Below are 17,047 nucleotides of genomic sequence, written 5' to 3' on the forward strand. Positions count from 1 at the left end.
CTAGGCTTGCCACTGATGCGGCAGCAACTGTCCAATCTCACTGGCCTTCTGCGTCGGCAGCCGCATCAGCACATCCTTGAGATAGGCATATGGGTCATGCCCGTTCATGCGCGCCGATTGGATTAAGCTCATGATGGCCGCAGCCCGCTTACCGCTGCGCAGCGATCCAGCAAATAACCAGTTCGAGCGCCCGAGTGCCCATGGCCGTATCTGGTTCTCGACCTGGTTGTTGTCGATGGGCACAGCCCCATCGTCTAGTTAGCGCGTCAGCGCTACCCAGCGTTTCAGGCTGTAATCGAGGGCTTTAGCTGTGGCTGATCCGTTGGGCACTAAGTCGCGCTGGGCCAACATCCAGTCATGCAGTGTTTTGAGGATCGGCACCGCCATTTCCTGGCGTATTCGCCAGCGATCTTCATCACTCATGTCCCGCGCTTGGCGCTCGACCTCGTACAAGCCGCTGATCGAGTGCAGAGCTTGTTCGGCCAGCTGACTTTTGTTCGCCACGTGCAGATCGAAAAACTTGCGACGCGCGTGAGCCATGCAGCCGATTTCAGTGATGCCTTGCTCAAACCCGGCTTTGTAGCCAGCGAAGTCGTCGCACACCAGCTTACCGTTCCAGTCGCCCAGGAAGTTGCGCGCATGTTCGCCAGCACGGCTTGGACTGAAGTCGTAAACCACCGCTTTGAGCGCTGAAAACGGCGTCGTGCTGTAAGCCCAGACATAGGCCCGGTGGGTTTTCTTCTCGCCTGGCGCAAGCATTTGCACCGGTGTTTCATCGGCGTGGATCACGTACTGGTTCAGCACGGCTTCACGCAGTGCATCGACCAGTGGCTGAAGCCGCACGCCGGTTTGTCCGACCCACTGCGCCAAGGTCGAGCGGGCAATTGGCAGCCCGGCGCGGCCAAAAATCTTCTCCTGTCGGTACAGCGGCAAATGATCGGCAAACTTGGCCACCATCACGTGGGCCAACAGGCCTGCGGTTGGAATACCTTTGTCGATGACCTGCGCTGGCACCGGCGCCTGAATCAGAGTTTCGCACTGACGGCAGGCCCATTTGCCACGCACATGTTGCTCGACCGTGAACACGCCTGGCGTGTAATCCAGCTTTTCGCTCATATCCTCGCCGATGCGCTGAAGTTGGCAGCCACAGGCGCACTGGGTATTTTCTGGTTCGTGACGAATCACAGTGCGCGGAAACTGCGGCGGCAATGGCGCACGTTTGGGCGATTGCCGTGGCTCGGCCTGTGACGAAGCGGGAAGAAGCTGTTTCAGCTCGGCCTCGATAGCTTCAAGGTCTGTATCGAGCAGGTCATCCAGCAAGCTGCCTTGCGCCGGGCTGATTTGCTCGCTGCGCTTGGCGAACTTGTGCCGTTTGAGAAGGGCGATTTCGTACGTGAGCTGTTCGATGATGGTTTCATCGTTCTGGATCTTCCTGCCCATCGTCTCGACCTGGGACTGCAACTGCAACGCCTGTACCGCCAAGGCACGAAGCTGTTCCGGGGTCATCTGGTCGAGGTTGGGCGAGAAAGTCATGCCGCCGATTGTGCCAGAGCAGGCACATAACGACGACAAGTAGACCGGCCAAATGGCCGGCGTTTACAGCATGCTGATCAAACCGCCTGCGCCGACGCGCTGCCACGGCAGGCCCAGCACCAAAGCCTGGAGTTGTTCGCTGTCGAGTTCGACCTCGCAGCCATGACGAATGCCGGGCCAGTGGAACTTGCCTTGATTCAGCCGCCGCGCTGCAAGCCAGAGGCCCACGCCGTCATGCACCAGCACTTTCATTCGATTAGCTCGGCGATTGGCGAACAGATAAGCGCAGTGCGGCTTCGCCGCACCGAACACCGCGATTACTCGTGCCAATGCCGTTTCGGTGCCGGCGCGCATGTCCATCGGCTCGGTAGCCAGCCAGATCGCATCGATGCGGATCATTGAGCGACAGCCCGAATGAATTGTGCGCAGCCCTCAGGATCCGAGGCTGGCCATTTCACCGTTATCAATTGGCCGGCCATGGGCATCTCAATGATCACTGACGCTTCGACTGGCCGTTTAGGTGCGGCTTTTAGCGGGATAAATGCCGGTAGTGAAGTTGCTGCGGGCCGGTCTCGATAAAGCGGCAACCATTTGCGAATGACATTGGCGTTGATGCCGTGGCTGCCGGGCGTGCTGGACGATCAGCTCTCCTTTGAAGTGCTAGCTACTGCCGTTGAGTCAGCGAAAGCTGTTTGGAACTTGGATGCAAGCGACTGAACAGCTCGACGAATCGCCTCCGTGTGCTCGCTCGGCATCCTCTGGTGCGGACATACCGTCTGACAGCTCAGCGAGGACTACGATGAACATGCGCGGACTTTGAGCTCGCTCGGCTAGTCTGCGTCCGTTGACATCAAGCTTTAGATCGATCGCGCTCAGCCTTACGCGCCGCTTTAACGAGGAGCCAGTAGAAAGGCACAAGCAATGGTATTGGAATGATCAATGCCAGGAGTGCACGTGCAGTTTCATCCATGTCACCGGTATCCAGATCCCCAAACCACGCGAATAGGCAAAGGAAAGTCACCCACCACGAGAAGAAATTACTCGCCAAGACCGCCATGACCCGGAAGAAGAGCCGCCAGTATTTTGAGGGGTGATCCACGTTTTTAGATGCGGGAGGAAGCATGATGTTAGGAACCAGCACGACCGTAGCGATCATCCCCAAAATCCATTGCAACCACGTAATACATGCTGTGGCAGACATTAGGAAAAATCCTCTAAAGCTGAAGCGGCACGGGGGAACAAAGCATCAGCGGTGGGTATGAGGTTGTAAAAGCGGCTCTTGGTGCCATATTTCATGCTCCATGCGTTGAGGAGGCCCTACCCTTGAGGTACAGGCTGATGTGAATCGTATTCAGGCTGTGTTCAAACCTGTCCTTCAATGCAGATTGAGCTTTACGATCTTCCCTTCACTTGCATCTTTGGTGTGGATGCGCATTGTGTCTTCGGCGTCCTCAATAACCTTGGCCAGCTTAACCAGCCCGCTGGCTTCTTCGTCCTGTCCAGCCTCAGCAAGTCTTACCGCTGCGCTCAGTAGCAAAGTGAAAGAGCTACGCAGTGTCGCTGCGACCTGGCTCATGCTCTTGATAAGCTCTTCAGTCGGAGCGTTCGTGATTCCTGATTTGTTCACTGGCTCATACCTATCCATGTTCTAACGATGCTTTTGGGGTCACGTCTATATCGCTCCCGTTCTAAGCCTGACAGGAGTGAAGACGCGCTGGCCTTTGCTTATTTGTCCTGCGTTTACCTAGGCATTCGCTCCTAAACGCTACCACAAGGGAGATATCAAGGAGTGCGATTAGATGGGCCCGCCTACCGCCGTGCCTATGGATTGCCTTAGGGCTCAGCATGACGCGCCACCTAGCGCCTTCCTGCTCGATGACTGCATGATCGTGATCTGCCCATGTCTGTCTGTGCAATAGCTTCACTGGATTGGGGAAACGTGAAACGATCAGACGAGGAAGTCGTCGCACTGTGCTGTGGTTGCTCAGGTGGGCAATGCTAATTTGCCAGGCTGCCAAACTTGAAGACGACGCTGCCAGCCGATGGTGCTGATTTTAGGCCATGAACATTCAACCCACTTTTTGCCGCAGGGAATCGATATGTATTCAAGGAGCTTGGCAATTCTGGGCGTCATTGTCGCCGCAGTCGCTTTGGCCGGATGCTCTACAAAGAACTATGGACGGCAGCCTGATCTGACAAGCTTCGAAAAGACTTCGCTGAGCTGCAGGGAAATCGATTTGGAGCAGGCAAAGGTTAAGGGCTTTATCCAGCACGTCAACCAGGAGAGCGGGTTTGACGGTCGGTCGGTTCTGTCTTTTCTTGGTGACTTCGGTATCGGAAACACCATGGAGAAGCACAATGCGCTGGCCAGTGCCACTACACGGCTGGCGGAGCTGGACAAGCTTCGTTCTACCAAATGCACGTCATCTTCAGCGTCGGTGTACATCCCGCCCCCCGGTGCCCCAGTTCCCGCTTCTTCAACGATGCTGGGCCCCAAAAGCAAAGATGAGCAAATCTACGAGCTCCAGCAGAATGGAGGGATTAGCTATGAGGAATACCAGTATCGATACCGGGAAATTACCAATGAACCCTAGTGGTATTCTCAAGTCTCGGGCGTGATCGAGGTGTCTGAGCTACACAGGTTTGACAGAGATGACTTCGACATACCTGTATTTTTTTCGAGCAGCTTTCGTCGCCTCCTGTTCGGCGAGGAGGGTGCTCAGTGTGTCGGCGTCATGGGTTAGCTCGAACGTTTCGCCTTCGAACTCATTGCCCGCCCGCAGTGTAACCCTAAGCCTTGGCGTAAACGCTTTGGCGGCCTTCTTCTTTGATGGTGGCTTGAGCGGGGAAATTGTCCCGGTATCCGGGACGATTTCTTCCTCAATGGGTTGCGGTTGCGGAGGAGGGGTGATCGGATCCCCGAACAGCGCGCGACGCATGTCTTCTTCGGTCAATTCTTGATTCATATAGCGTCTCGGTAGTCATGGAGCAATGTGCATTCTAGCAGCTAGCCCGACATTGATAGGAATCAGTGGTTTGTTCTGATTGCGTCAACAGCGCTCGAAATCAATGAAGTGGCTTCTGCTTGGGGGTGAGCTCTCTCAAAGCATGTATTTGCCGTCGTTGCTTTTGCACAGATGTTCTTTAACGGGAAGGGGGCGGCCTTCGTATGTGGGCATTGAGCGGTATAGCGGGCGACTGCGCTTCTCACGGCACGCCGCGGGTTTAAGTGAGCTCAGGCTCAAAGCGAGTTTAGCTTGAGAGATCAAACGGGCGATGCTCCACTCACGCTGGATCAAGAGCTGGAAATGACACTCATACTCAGACAAGCAGTTGTCGCCGATCTCCCGGCCATCTACCGAGGAGAGCAGAGCTATATCCGTTCTTGGGAGCCCGACCACGAGGCTTCCTGGAATTCCCAAGTTGAGAAGCACCTGACACGCTGGGTGGATAATTTCCATCGTCTAAACGTAGCGGTCATGGGCGATCATTTTGCAGGGTATTCACTTAGGACTCAGGAGGACAATTGCGCCGAGATTTGCACAATCAATGTAGACCCAAGCTACAGGCGTAGCGGTGTTGGAACAGCGCTGTTGTCAGCTTCTGCGCTAGATGCCAAGAATCAGGGTTTTAGTCGATTGCGCCTGATTGTGCGAGCAGACAACCCTGCGAGGTTCATGTATGAGCGCTTTGGCTTTGTATGCACAGGTACCGGCGCACATGATTATCTGACGTATGAGTGCTGTGCTTGACGCCTCACGGCGCCGCCGATACCACAGCCAGAAAGCTGGGCGCTTGGCTTGCTGCGCATGCTCCTCACTGGAGGCCCATCTCATCCCTGGACCTGCGCGAACTTCGCCCTGAGAATGATACCTATCAATGCGAGCTGTCGCAGACTGGCTATCAGCTCGACCCGCTCAGTCTTCGGCGTAACGGGGCCAACGACCTGGTTTTGTCTATCGCACCAACGGTCGAGCTGCCTAATTGGATATGATCGTGCCACAGGTTCTCGAGCTAGCCGCTGATGCTTCAGGCGGCAGCCGCAGGGCATGGGATTGCATTAGGATGGCGTCGAACTGCCGGGAAGCTTATTCAAGAGGGGGCTTTGATGCAACCTTGTGAAGAAAGTGTTCATCTCCCGCATGCAATTTCTGTTTATAAAAAAAGCGGTGCAGATGAGCGTATTGAAGTCGACGCGCTACTGGGCTGGCTTTAAGAACAATTGCTCACCTGGCGCTGATAATCTAGTTTCGATCCGTACCTTGAGAACCCTACGTGATCGAGGTCAACCAAGTGCGCTAGCTGCGCGACCGTAGCAAACTGAGCAAGTGACTGCTCACACGCGAACGGCTAACATCGGTGATGTCATAACATCCTGGGAGCTATACATGTCGCGTCTTGCCGAATTCCGCAAACTGGAACAACAGCTCGCAGCTCAGCTCGCCGAGCTTGAAACGATGAAAAACGACAGTGGTTTGAAGAAAGAAATCGAGTTTGAAAGCAAACTGCGCGGCCTGCTGGGTGAATACGGTTTCAGCATGAGAGAAGTTGTCGGCATTCTCGATCCGCAGGCAGCTAGTGGTCGGGAATCTGCTCCAGTCGCTGCCGAGAAAAAGACTCACAAGGCCCGCGAAATGAAGGTTTATAAAAACCCGCTGACAGGTGAGGTCGTTCAAACCAAGGGCGGCAACCACAAGCTTCTGAAAGCTTGGAAAGGCCAGTTCGGCGATGAGGTCGAGAATTGGCTCGTCAGGTGAGCTATTGATTTTGAATCAGCCGTCATAAGACGGTTTTTTTCGATCTCCAATTTCTTTTAACCCAATAAGAGGAAAGCACAGCGGCGATCATCCGAGATGCGCCCTTCAAACCGGAAGTATATCAAGCGCCCCCCCGTAACTGAACGCGCGTGGCAGTTCACGTGGGCCCTGTCGAGCTATCGCACCGGGGGATTACCAAGCTGCTAGCACTCGCGACGTACGACATCGTCCACTTGTCGTCATCGACATCACCGAATTGCAATAGGGTCGAAATCTCGATCGAAACTTGCTTTCACTGAGGCGTTCAAGAATCCCTGCTGGGTCACCAAGCTTTGATTCTGCAGCTGCATATCCTTGACACGGTTGGTTATCTGCTCAGTCTCAGCTTCGGTAATTTTCCGTGATTTCCGGGCTGAGCTGATATCGGCAGCTAGGACATTTGCCCGCGCCGATATGTGAGCTTGTCGAACATCAGAGATCTGCCCACCCGTCTTACCGGCCAGCGAATGTTGTGCCTGGAGATCGCAATTTAGGAGTTTAGGGCTAATGGCTCATCGTACAATAACGTCAAGGATCTCGATAAACACGGTCTTAAGCTGGCTCTAGGCAACGGGCCGCTTATGATCTATTTCTGAGTAAAACTCTCCCGTACCCCACGCTGGAGCGCGCAGCAACCCGAGCGTGCGCCGCTGCCTCGATCTTACAGAGTGGGCCTTGGTTAGTAACGGACGCGAGACAACGCGCGCGAACACTGTCCAATCACCTTGCGGCAGGAGAATTTGGCCTTCAATTTTATCGGGGCGCCCTTTTCTATTACCAACCAACATTGGAGTTAGCTATAATAATCGGAAAGTAACTTAAATATATTGCGATCAGTGCCCCTTTTTTGCTATGAGATGAGAAAGGCGCAGATTTCAAAGTGGTAACTCGAGAAAACTTAATATTGCTAACCGACATGTTCCGCGCGATTCTTTAGATCAGGCGCCGATCGAGGCTTGTGAAAAACAACTTCAGCTGCTAGTATTTTTGACGTGCATGTATCCTACGCGAATATCGCCAATGAGGTTAGTTAGATAGGATTCGGCAAGGCCGTGCATGAAGTCACAAATTTGGATTGAATCGATGTTTTGTCGTCGATTACTGTTGATACAAGGATGAAGCTTATGAAGTTGACAATCAAAGGTTTGAAGGGTTGTGTCTGTTTAATATTGGCAATGATGCTGTGGTCAAGTGCTTTTATTGCTGTAAAAATAGCTTTACTGGAAATAACGCCTTTTTTATTAATATTCTCTCGATTGGTGTTGGGAAGCATTTTCTTTTTGATATTTTGGAGGTTCAAAGGATGTGCCCGCATTGCGCGAAAGGATATTTTTCTATTGTTGCTAATGGGGCTGTTTGAACCATGTTTATATTTTATGTGCGAAACTACCGCGCTTCAATACACAACAGCATCGCAGGCGGGAATCGTTTTCGCATTCCTGCCTATTTTCATAATAATTTTTAGCCTAATGTTCTTTGGTGAAAGGCCGACACTGTTCCAATGTGTGGGGGGGGGGCTAGCAATTTTAGGAGTAATTGTCTTAAACCTGTACGGTGCTCAAAGTGAGCATGGAGTGAATCCTGTAAAAGGCAATCTGCTAGAGCTGTTCGCAATAGCTTGCGCTGCAGGATATACAATAATGCTGAAAAAGCTGTCCGGTGATTATTCTCCATTTTTTCTTGCTGGTGTTCAGAGCTTTATTGGTACAATATTTTTTCTTCCCTTTGCATGGTTGGATTCTGATGCTTCCGGCGAAATCGGCTTGCAAAGTGTTGTAGCAGTTGTTTATCTTGGGGTGATAGTCACAGCGGGAGCCTACATTCTTTTTAACATCGGCATGACCTCTGTTACCGCTACGCAAGGCGGAATGTATTTTAATTTAATACCAATTTTCACTTTATTGCTATCGGTGATTATACTCGATGAAAGTATAAGCTCCGGGCAGGTTACATCAATGGCGCTTGTAATTTTTGGGGTTTCGATTGGGCTGATTAACCGCCACCAACTCCTTATTTTTTTTCGTCTAAAGAGATTATGTGGTAGCGAAAAATAATACATTAAACTCTCTAAATTGTATAAATGGCAGACAGCTCTAGCCTAGAGTAGCGATCTCAAGCGGCGGTTTGTGTTCAGAGTGATGCCTGCTTGCCTTGCTGCTTGCCGTCATGATCTGAACAGAGACGGCGCGGTGCGCACCCTTGCGGATCCAGCAGTTCTCCGTAACAGAGCCGCGCTGAATATTTCAAACGCTTGCATTGAACTCATTAATTGCAACACGGAAATAAAGTTCTTCAATGGCAGAGTTAGATATACATGCCGGTGAACCTCATACGTTTCTCCAGGTAGCGCGCATTACTGGGGAGTTTAATGGCGTGTGTTTGATATCCATCTAGTCGTTAAGAACCAAAAGTTATCCACACTGGTAGCCGAGATGTCCGCTATCGGTGCCATGCTGTGACAGATCCGTTGAGGCTCGTCAATGCGCAGTACTTGCTAGATTGCCCTCACCAGTGCTTCAAGTAGCAAAAAGGGTGTGGGCCGCGCCTAGGTCACTAGGACTTCCAAGCTTAAGCCAGGAATGGTTATACCAGCAGGTTATGGCGAAGGGGGAAATGCGGCCGTCAGTCTTATTCGACCGTCTGCCTACTTGCGCCGCTGAACAAGCGCTTGACGACCGGCGCGCGTGCTGATAGCGTGGCAGTCGATTTATTTTAGCAAAAGGACGGCTGAAAATGTCTATACCCTTCCATTCCCACATCACACATCTTAATAATTTGGCTCATGATCTCGGATCGTGCACCTCATCGAGTGTCATCTCAGATACCTTAATTGCATTGCATTACAAGCAATGATCGGGTTAGAGATTCCGACTTTATCGGGGCTCCATAGCAAATTCCTCGAATGCTGAATTACTCTAAGAATGCATTCTGAGCTTTAAGCATTTGGCTGCGCGACGCATCGTTTATTTTAGCCGAGCATATATGTATGACACGCATCAGAATTTTTCAAGGCGAGTCACTGGGACTGCTATTAGTGCTTTCGTACGTCATTTTATCGTCAACCAAAGATATAATTCTAGAAAGAATTCTCAGCATTTCCAATCCGGCTGATTATTTGGTGATAGTTTTTGGCATCGCAACCGTAATTTACTGGCTGGTAGGTAAAGTTACACCTTACGTACCGCCCAAGCGCTTTTCGACACAGGCAGTTTTGCCTGCGATGCTAGCGCTCAATATCGTGACGCTGGGAAATTGGTTCGGGCTTTATTATTCATTAAAATATCTATCAGCCCCAGCAGTTTCAGTGCTTTATGCAGGGGTCATTCCTGTTGCGACTCTCATCATCAACGCTGCGATCAGAAAAACTATCGCACCCCGACGTGAGCTTCTCTGCGCAGGGGGGCTGTTTTTAATTGCATTTTATTGGTTTGCGGAAAGCTTGTCAGTTACAGCTTACCAAAATACTGTACTGGGATTAACTTTCTTGATAGGGTCTGCATGTACAATTGCTTCAACTACTGTTCTCTCAAAAAAATTGTCTGACGCTCAAGTACCTACCGCGGTAGTCATGGCGCATAGATTTTATATATTGCTTCTAGTCGCTCTTGCACTGGCCTCGCCTATTTCATCCATTATACGCGTGCTCTTTGACAATATTTTGGTAGTGTTGTTCGTAGCTGTGGGAGGAACAGTTGTCAGTTTGTGGGCTTTACAAAAAGGGATCGAAAAAACTGACCCCATGACTACTAACTTGATTATATCCGCAGGGCCTGTCATTACGTTGGCCATGTATCCTATTCTTTCAGGGGGATCAAGCCTATCAATTAGCACCTATTTTGCGGCAGCGGCCGTTACGTTGATATCCATGACCAATGCTTTCTATAAAGCGCGTTCCAACATGATGATAAAGACATGAATAATAGTTGTTCTGACTTAGATACGATCCAGATTGAAAGTTGGCTGGTGGTGGACGGTTACTCAAGTGGGGCGCTCTATGCTCCGCTTTTGAGAAAAAAAGGCTACAATGTTTATCATTTATCCTCCACGGAACGAAGCGAACACGCTGATCGTTTAACTAGCACTTTTGTAGCTGATGATTATGATCGCACCTTTTATCATAATGGTGATGTTGATCAAATACTCAGCCAAATATCTTGCATCGAAGGTCTACGCTATATCGTAGCGGGGTGTGAAACCGGGGTTGAGCTCGCGGACATCATGAGTTCTGCATTAGGCTTAGTTGGGAATGGTTGCGAGCTCAGTACCGCGCGGCGCAATAAATTGCTGATGGCTCAGGCCCTATTGGCAAAGGGTGTCCGTGCGGCTCAATCGTTCGAAGTATCGTCTATCGATGAATTGCTAAATATAGAAAACACCCTTGGGTATCCTTTAGTGGTCAAGCCGCTTTCGAGCGCTGCCTCTGATGATGTTTATATTTGCCATTCGCCCGACGAAGCACGAGCGGCATTAAGCCGAATTCTTGGAAAAAGAAATGTGCTTGGAATTTTTAATTCCACCGCATTGGTACAACAGCTTTTGCGCGGTACCCAATACGTGGTGAATACTGCCAGTTCCGCCGGGCAACACAACATAGTGGAAATCTGGAAAGATCACAGATTTGATAAAGGCTCGGCTTATGTTTACGACCGTGAGGAGCTTCAGCCTCGACTGGGTCATGAACAGGAGGTAGTCGATTATTGCAAACAAGTGCTAGATGCTCTTGATATCACTTATGGCCCGGCGCACATTGAATTAATGGTTGACCAAGGCATACCTACCTTAATTGAGCTTGGTACCCGTCCCGCCGGTGGCATCCAGCACGACGTTATGACCGATGCCCAAGGCTTTTCACATGTGGATGCCACGATTAGCGTACTGGTAGGTGATTTGGAGTGGATAGATCTTACTCATCAGGCTACGACGAAAGCTGTCTACGCCGTAGCGCTTGTAAGTGACGTCGATGGTTATCTGAAAGGGTATAAAAATCTTGATACCGTAAAAGGGTTGGCATCATTCAAAACGCTTACTGGACTACCCGCTATAGGGAGCAAGCTGAGCATTACCCGCGACATTGCATCTCAGCCTGGGCTCCTTATGCTTTCAAACGATGATTCAGACCAAATACGTGCCGATTACGATACCTTTCGGACACTTGAGAGACATGGATTTTTTATAATATCAGACTAAGGAGAGTAAAAATGTGCGGTATATTTCTATCAGTAACACCCCACAATAATATAGGCACCGCTTACGCTAATTTCCAAAATTTGAGGCACCGAGGGCCTGACTCGAGTACCTTCAAAAACATTCCTTTTCCCCTAGCCCGGGAATTTTCAATTGCTTATGGCTTCCATCGCCTTGCGATCAACGACCGCACGCACAAAGGCGATCAACCTTTTTACTTCGATGATGGATCCTTTGTAATTTGCAACGGCGAAATCTACAATCATGCCGCCCTAAAAGAAACGTTTCTTGCTGGCACCTCATTTTTGTCAGGCTCCGATTGCGAGGTACTTCTACCACTTTATAAAAAACTGGGTATTGAGTTCGTAGATCATCTTGAAGGTGAGTTTGCACTGGTAATTTTTGATGCGAGTACATCTCAAATCATCGCGGCCAGGGATAGTGTGGGGGTGCGTCCGTTATACGTGTCAACGCATGAGTCTATACAAGGTCTGACTATCTCTTCTGAACTCAAGGGTATAACCCATGGGGACGCCCGTCACTTTCCACCTGGACAGGTGACGTCTTGGTCTCTCACTCAGGTAGAAACCCGTCCGTTTAGCAACATGTCTAGCCACTTGCTGCCTAAAAGTGCACTCAGTATTGAGGATTCTGCCGAAGCGCTAAGAGCAACAGTTGAGCAATCAGTTATTTCTCGGCTGCATGCTGATGTTCCAGTCGGGTGTTTTCTGTCCGGCGGAATTGACTCAAGTGCTGTAGCGGCATTGGCCGCAAAATATTATGGGAAGCCCATTTCCACCTTTACACTTCGGATTGAAGGGCTGCCCAACGAAGATGCGACTTATGCCAAGGAGGTCGCGTCGCATATTGGCTCCGTTCACTATGAAATCGTTACTGATCTGGATGAGATTTTTTCTCTCATTGACGAGGTAATTGAAATCTCTGAAACATTTAATTTCGAAATGCTACCTAACCTGATACTAGTCTACCTAGTTGCGCGGTATGTACGACAGAATACTGACATTAAAGTACTGCTCGATGGCACTGGCCCCGACGAAATGCTCGGTGGCTATTGGTTTTTTCGAGACGCGCCAACCATTGATGATTTTGAGTCAGAAACAGTTAAACAGCTCGCTGAAATGCATAGGACTGAATTGCTCGGAGATCGGGTGGTCTCTTACTTCGGACTTGAGATGCGTTATCCGTATTTGGACACACGAGTGACCACTCTCCTAAACCAAATCCCGCCGGAGCAAAAATTCGTGCAGGTTTATGGTTACGAGAAACGTATCCTCCGATTAGCCATGGAAAATCTTCTCCCCGCAGCGGTTGTCTGGCGCAAAAAACTTGGCATGACACATGGCGCTGGTGAAAACTTTGAGAATATCTTTGATAAGGAAATTCGCCGACGTCTTGGCACGCAAGATAACCAAGAGTCGCACGCTCGAATCTTGGGAATTGAGGAATATTATAAGGATGTATTCTATAAAAGCTATCCCAAAGGTCAGAGCGTCGAGTGCAATGTCACTGCACTGCCATGGCGAGCGGATGACCCCATTGCAATCTGGAGATAGCAGTCCTCTCTGTTGAGCTGTAAAGCTTTTGGAGAAGCGCTTCATTAGTTTGGAGCGCACCTTGTTGCGTCTGGAATTCGTTACGTTTATTTTTATCCGAATAACGATCGCAACCCAATTTATCGTTCATTAGCATCTACGTTAATTTCAGCAGGTAGCACTTATGAGTTCCATCAGTAACGACGTTGCTAGCTTCTATAATTTTTTTTCAGAAAACTACACATCCTATGCCAATGGATCGGCAGCGCTTGGAGAAATCATCGACCTGGGTTCCAATATCGATTCACATCCGTTCTCCAGGAGTGACTTGAAGACGTGGCAGGCGATTCAAAACTCCATTGACGCATTGATAAGCGAGAAGAAACGTCGGAAAGATACTGCCCCACTTACTTTACTTGATGTAGGTTGTGGCGACGGCGTATGGGCCATCCGCATCGCCAACTATTGCTTGAGTAATAATATTGCCGTTGACGTGGATTGCGTCGACCTGTCTGATAACATGCTGCAACGTGCCGAAATGTTATTTTTAGCATATTGCGACTCTCTAAAAGCTTCGCCAGACTTACGTGTCACATACACAAAGTGCAATATCATTGACGGATTAGGGGACAGCCATCGGAGCAGGAGATACGACCTGACACTATGTCTTCATACTGTGCTAAACCATGTGCCACGGGAATCGCTAAAAATTTGCATACGAGAACTTGTGGAGCACACTTCCGGATTTCTCTACATATCCGTAAAGCCGCCATTTAGTCGCCCAACGTTTTACGCAGCATCAATGTCCGAAGTTATACGCTACGAACGACGAGATGACCATTTGTATGCGCTTGACTTGAAGGGTAAATTTCACATCATTCCGTCGAATCTTATTTCCGCCGAGCAACTTCGTGAACTTTTCCGTCCGCATCCTATTAGTTATGACTTAATCGCGCTGGATATGATGCTTTCTCGATTTATGCCAGACCCTCAATGGATTGGGAGTGATACAAACGAAATGTGCGTCCCAATGGATAGTCTTCTGGCATTGGAGGCGGAGGTTAGTGCTAACCCCACGCTTCTCGACTTTGCTAATCATATTTTGGCCGTAATAGATGCACGCCAACATAGATGATTTGTCTGCAGGTGGGCATGATCGGGAATCGCCACCTGGTGGCACGCACCGCCATGTTCGCCGCTCTACCCACAGGCTGCCCGGTGCCGGCGCGGTATTTCGCTACCATGTCGAACAAGTTTTCATTTGGGGTACTTACCAAGGAGGCCGGATCCGCACGGGGCATCAAGTAGAACAGGTAACTAGCCCCCGATACCATGGAGCTTCTTCATCATTGCCTAACTACGGATGGTGAAATTCTAGCTGGCTGGTCTAGTGGCACGGTAGGCGTTATGACGCAGGACGTACCACTCTGATATTCGCATGGGGTTGGTTCTCGGGCACGACTCGAGGTGGGGAGTCTAGCTACGGTCAGCTTGCCGCGTAGCGTCAGGCTGTTTTGATTACGCGCGTCCGTCTGTCCGGTAGTGACTTGGACATCTCACTGGCCTGCTAGATCGGCGGCGTGTGAAATCGATTAGTTGCTGCCGCATCTGTGGATGCCTGACTAGCTTGGATAAGTGGGCTTTGATGGACAATGTTTCAACAATCCAAGCGATTATTTCAGATGACCCCATTCGGTCGCGGTTACTTGAAATGGTGCGCTCTCTCGAACTGCCAAATTGCTAAATCGGAGCGGGTTTCGATCGACACGCGGTTTGGGACTATTTGCACGGGCGAGAATCGTCTCCACTCTCCACAGACGTTTACGTTATCTGGTTTGATGCCAAGCGTTGCGCTTCCGAGGAAGATGAAGGTGAAACGAAGTATCTCATTCGGCATCGGCGCCGTCGCAGCAGTGCTCGGCGGCTGCGCGGCTAACCAGCCTGTAAACGATCCAGCTCTGGTGGGCTCATGCAAGGGCTTGCGAGAAGAAAACGGTAAGTGTCAATTCTTGTCATGGAACACCAGCTTAGCGCGGCTACTTGAGGACTGATGATTATGCCGGTTACAACGCATTGGGCGCTCAGCCGGGTGTCGAGCGTTTAGGCTGCTGGGCGCATGCACGTCGCATGTTTGTTGAGGCGCAGAATGTGCAACCCAAGGGCAAGAGCGGACGGGCTGATACCTCCTTGAATTTGATCAACAAGCTCTACGGCTTCGAGCGGGATGTGAAAGAAGGTAGCGATGAACAACGTTACGAGGCTCGCCAGCAAAACAGCTTGCCGGTGCTGACTCAGTTGCACGCATGGATGCAGAAAACACAGCCTCAAGTGACCGCGCAAAACGCGCTGGGTAAGGCTGCCGAGCAACTGGCACAAGCTGGTGCGCTATACCGAAGGCGGATTTTCGCGCATCGACAACAATGCGGCTGAGCGTTCGATCAGACCGTTCTTAACAGGGCGCAAGAACTGGCTGTTTAGCGACACGCCCAAAGGCGCAACGGCCAGCGCTCAACTGTACAGTTTGGTCGAGACGGCTAAAGCCAACGGCCAAGAGCCCTATGCGTGGCTGCGCCACGCATAAGAACGACTGCCACTGGCGACGTCGGTTTAAGATTACGAAGCCTTGCTGCCGTTGAACTGCACCCCTCAATTGCATTCGTAAGCGCGCCACCCATCTTTGGCTAGATGGGTTTATGGAGCGCTTACGAAGCTGCGACCCAAGCCATTTGTCCAGCCGAGCACGCGCGCTCTCGTCCAGCTTAGCGAAAGCGGTTTTAAGAACGTCGGCCGCTCGGGTCATGTCCTCAGCATCTGGAAACCACTCGTGTAGCTCTACATTGCAGTGGTTTGAAAGCCTTTTGGCTCACTCAACATCATGTAACCAGTGGCGCGAAAGTGATCCGCCATGAAGATCTGGCGTTTTAAAGACGCCGCGTGAGAGCACGACCTGTCTGAAGGTTTGCCAAGGTGCATGGGTTCTCGCGATGTCATGCCGGAAGCATGCCCAGTCGCAGGAACCATCACAGAAAGCATTGCGCCTATCTATCGAACTCGACCGCGTGGCCTCTTGTCCCTACGTTGACACCCTCGGATTATGCGGCACGCGGACTACCCTCGAAGCATGAGAGCGTCCAGATGAACACTTAGCAGCACCAGCACCTTGGCTGATTCCACTACAAAGGAACTGAACATGAACTTAGACGAAAAGCGCATCAGTGACTTCGCGTACTACATCTGGCAGTCCGAAGGCGAACCTGAGGGAGAAGACGCGCGGCACTGGGAGATGGGGCGCAAGCTGGCCGAAACCGAAAATAGCTCCGCACCCGCCCATGTCGAGGAAAGGTTTCCTGACGCAGCTTCTAAAAATGTCGAAGGCGAGGCCGACCCTCAGCCAAGCGCCAGCGTCGACAGGCCAGACGATTAAGACGATCTAAAATTGGAACACCAACTGTCTCCTTCGGTGGGTAGGTATCGGAGTTACCGACACGGGCGTTTGAGCCGACTCCTCAATCGCCTCCCAGAGTGATGACGACGCAGGGCTCTCCAGTTATCAACGGTTGGCCACCCCTGACACCTCATCACTCATTCAACGAGCGCAAAATGTATTTAGTGGAAATTTTTCTTCCTCAGCGCGACAACGAAGGTCAGGAGCTTTGCCCTGACCTATTTTCCTACGTTCGCGAAGAGTTATTGGAACGCTTTGGCGGAATGACGGCATTCACGCGGGTGCCAGTCGAGGAGCTCTGGAATACGCCTCAGGCGGGCAGGAGTCACGACGCCCTTGTGATCTACGAAGTAATGGTGCAGCAGTTGGATCGACCATGGTGGGAAAGTTATATAGCCGATCTAGAAAGGTGCTTTGCACAAGAAGAAATGGTGATCAGGGTTTCCAAGATTGATGTGATCTAGTTGGAACCGTCCTTCTGTGCCGCTCTGCCTCTAACACGTCGTTACGGTGTCTGTCAGAGATGCAGAGTAAAC

The 17,047-nt window shown here is 50.7% G+C and carries 15 protein-coding genes and 3 pseudogenes; 13 read left to right on the forward strand and 5 right to left on the reverse strand.

From position 1 onward, the window contains the following. From tnpC (BBI10_RS04100) to BBI10_RS04115, 4 genes and pseudogenes are all read right to left on the reverse strand, one after another. Positions 1 to 1,533, reverse strand: a pseudogene (gene tnpC, locus BBI10_RS04100) (IS66 family transposase). A 63-nt stretch (positions 1,534 to 1,596) separates the two neighbouring features. Continuing rightward, complete coding sequence (gene tnpB, locus BBI10_RS27890) at positions 1,597 to 1,932, reverse strand: IS66 family insertion sequence element accessory protein TnpB (RefSeq protein WP_065987020.1); 336 nt, start codon at positions 1,930 to 1,932, stop codon at positions 1,597 to 1,599. Positions 1,933 to 2,383: 451 nt separating this feature from the next. Then, positions 2,384 to 2,734: a hypothetical protein gene (locus BBI10_RS04110; protein ID WP_141695109.1), complete on the reverse strand. Its 351-nt coding sequence runs from the start codon at positions 2,732 to 2,734 to the stop codon at positions 2,384 to 2,386. Between the two features lie 174 nt (positions 2,735 to 2,908). Beyond that, positions 2,909 to 3,160, reverse strand: a complete 252-nt coding sequence (locus tag BBI10_RS04115; RefSeq protein ID WP_141695110.1) for a hypothetical protein — start codon at positions 3,158 to 3,160, stop codon at positions 2,909 to 2,911. A gap of 415 nt (positions 3,161 to 3,575) precedes the next feature. Between BBI10_RS04115 and BBI10_RS04120 the strand changes: the two genes are divergently transcribed. Further along, positions 3,576 to 4,127, forward strand: coding sequence for a hypothetical protein (locus BBI10_RS04120; protein ID WP_208600731.1), 552 nt, complete (start codon positions 3,576 to 3,578; stop codon positions 4,125 to 4,127). 39 nt (positions 4,128 to 4,166) lie between these two features. Here BBI10_RS04120 and BBI10_RS04125 read toward each other — a convergent pair whose 3' ends face one another. Further along, positions 4,167 to 4,499: a hypothetical protein gene (locus BBI10_RS04125; protein WP_065987027.1), complete on the reverse strand. Its 333-nt coding sequence runs from the start codon at positions 4,497 to 4,499 to the stop codon at positions 4,167 to 4,169. A 291-nt stretch (positions 4,500 to 4,790) separates the two neighbouring features. Here BBI10_RS04125 and BBI10_RS26425 point away from each other — a divergent pair, with 291 nt between their 5' ends. From BBI10_RS26425 to BBI10_RS04170, 12 genes and pseudogenes are all read left to right on the forward strand, one after another. Next, the gene (locus BBI10_RS26425) at positions 4,791 to 5,285 is read left to right on the forward strand and encodes a GNAT family N-acetyltransferase (protein WP_244160307.1); all 495 of its coding nucleotides are present in this window, start codon (positions 4,791 to 4,793) and stop codon (positions 5,283 to 5,285) included. 636 nt (positions 5,286 to 5,921) lie between these two features. Next, positions 5,922 to 6,290, forward strand: a complete 369-nt coding sequence (locus BBI10_RS04135) for a histone-like nucleoid-structuring protein, MvaT/MvaU family (RefSeq protein WP_065987031.1) — start codon at positions 5,922 to 5,924, stop codon at positions 6,288 to 6,290. Between the two features lie 1,163 nt (positions 6,291 to 7,453). Continuing rightward, positions 7,454 to 8,383 (forward strand): DMT family transporter, encoded by a 930-nt coding sequence (locus BBI10_RS04140; protein ID WP_065987033.1) that lies wholly within the window; start codon positions 7,454 to 7,456, stop codon positions 8,381 to 8,383. A 932-nt stretch (positions 8,384 to 9,315) separates the two neighbouring features. Continuing rightward, positions 9,316 to 10,245 (forward strand): EamA family transporter, encoded by a 930-nt coding sequence (locus BBI10_RS27080; RefSeq protein ID WP_141695111.1) that lies wholly within the window; start codon positions 9,316 to 9,318, stop codon positions 10,243 to 10,245. Beyond that, the gene (locus BBI10_RS04145; RefSeq protein ID WP_065987035.1) at positions 10,242 to 11,516 is read left to right on the forward strand and encodes an ATP-grasp domain-containing protein; all 1,275 of its coding nucleotides are present in this window, start codon (positions 10,242 to 10,244) and stop codon (positions 11,514 to 11,516) included. Before BBI10_RS27080 ends, BBI10_RS04145 begins: the two co-directional genes overlap by 4 nt. An 11-nt stretch (positions 11,517 to 11,527) precedes the next feature. After that, positions 11,528 to 13,087, forward strand: a complete 1,560-nt coding sequence (asnB, locus tag BBI10_RS04150; protein WP_065987036.1) for an asparagine synthase (glutamine-hydrolyzing) — start codon at positions 11,528 to 11,530, stop codon at positions 13,085 to 13,087. A 163-nt stretch (positions 13,088 to 13,250) separates the two neighbouring features. Then, on the forward strand, positions 13,251 to 14,201 hold the full coding sequence (locus BBI10_RS04155) for a class I SAM-dependent methyltransferase (protein WP_065987038.1): 951 nt from the start codon (positions 13,251 to 13,253) through the stop codon (positions 14,199 to 14,201). Then, a pseudogene (locus tag BBI10_RS27895) lies at positions 14,182 to 14,568 on the forward strand (hypothetical protein). Before BBI10_RS04155 ends, BBI10_RS27895 begins: the two are co-directional and overlap by 20 nt. 281 nt (positions 14,569 to 14,849) lie before the next feature. Next, complete coding sequence (locus BBI10_RS27900) at positions 14,850 to 15,002, forward strand: hypothetical protein (protein WP_244160308.1); 153 nt, start codon at positions 14,850 to 14,852, stop codon at positions 15,000 to 15,002. A 95-nt stretch (positions 15,003 to 15,097) separates the two neighbouring features. Continuing rightward, positions 15,098 to 15,677 (forward strand): annotated as a pseudogene (gene tnpC / locus BBI10_RS04160) (IS66 family transposase); the annotation flags it as partial. Between the two features lie 579 nt (positions 15,678 to 16,256). Continuing rightward, positions 16,257 to 16,490, forward strand: a complete 234-nt coding sequence (locus BBI10_RS28515; RefSeq protein ID WP_065987039.1) for a DUF2934 domain-containing protein — start codon at positions 16,257 to 16,259, stop codon at positions 16,488 to 16,490. 176 nt (positions 16,491 to 16,666) lie between these two features. Further along, the gene (locus BBI10_RS04170; RefSeq protein ID WP_065987040.1) at positions 16,667 to 16,975 is read left to right on the forward strand and encodes a hypothetical protein; all 309 of its coding nucleotides are present in this window, start codon (positions 16,667 to 16,669) and stop codon (positions 16,973 to 16,975) included. Positions 16,976 to 17,047: the final 72 nt, after the last annotated feature.

Source organism: Pseudomonas graminis (genome assembly GCF_001705435.1).
Classification (GTDB): Bacteria; Pseudomonadota; Gammaproteobacteria; order Pseudomonadales; family Pseudomonadaceae; genus Aquipseudomonas; species Aquipseudomonas graminis_B.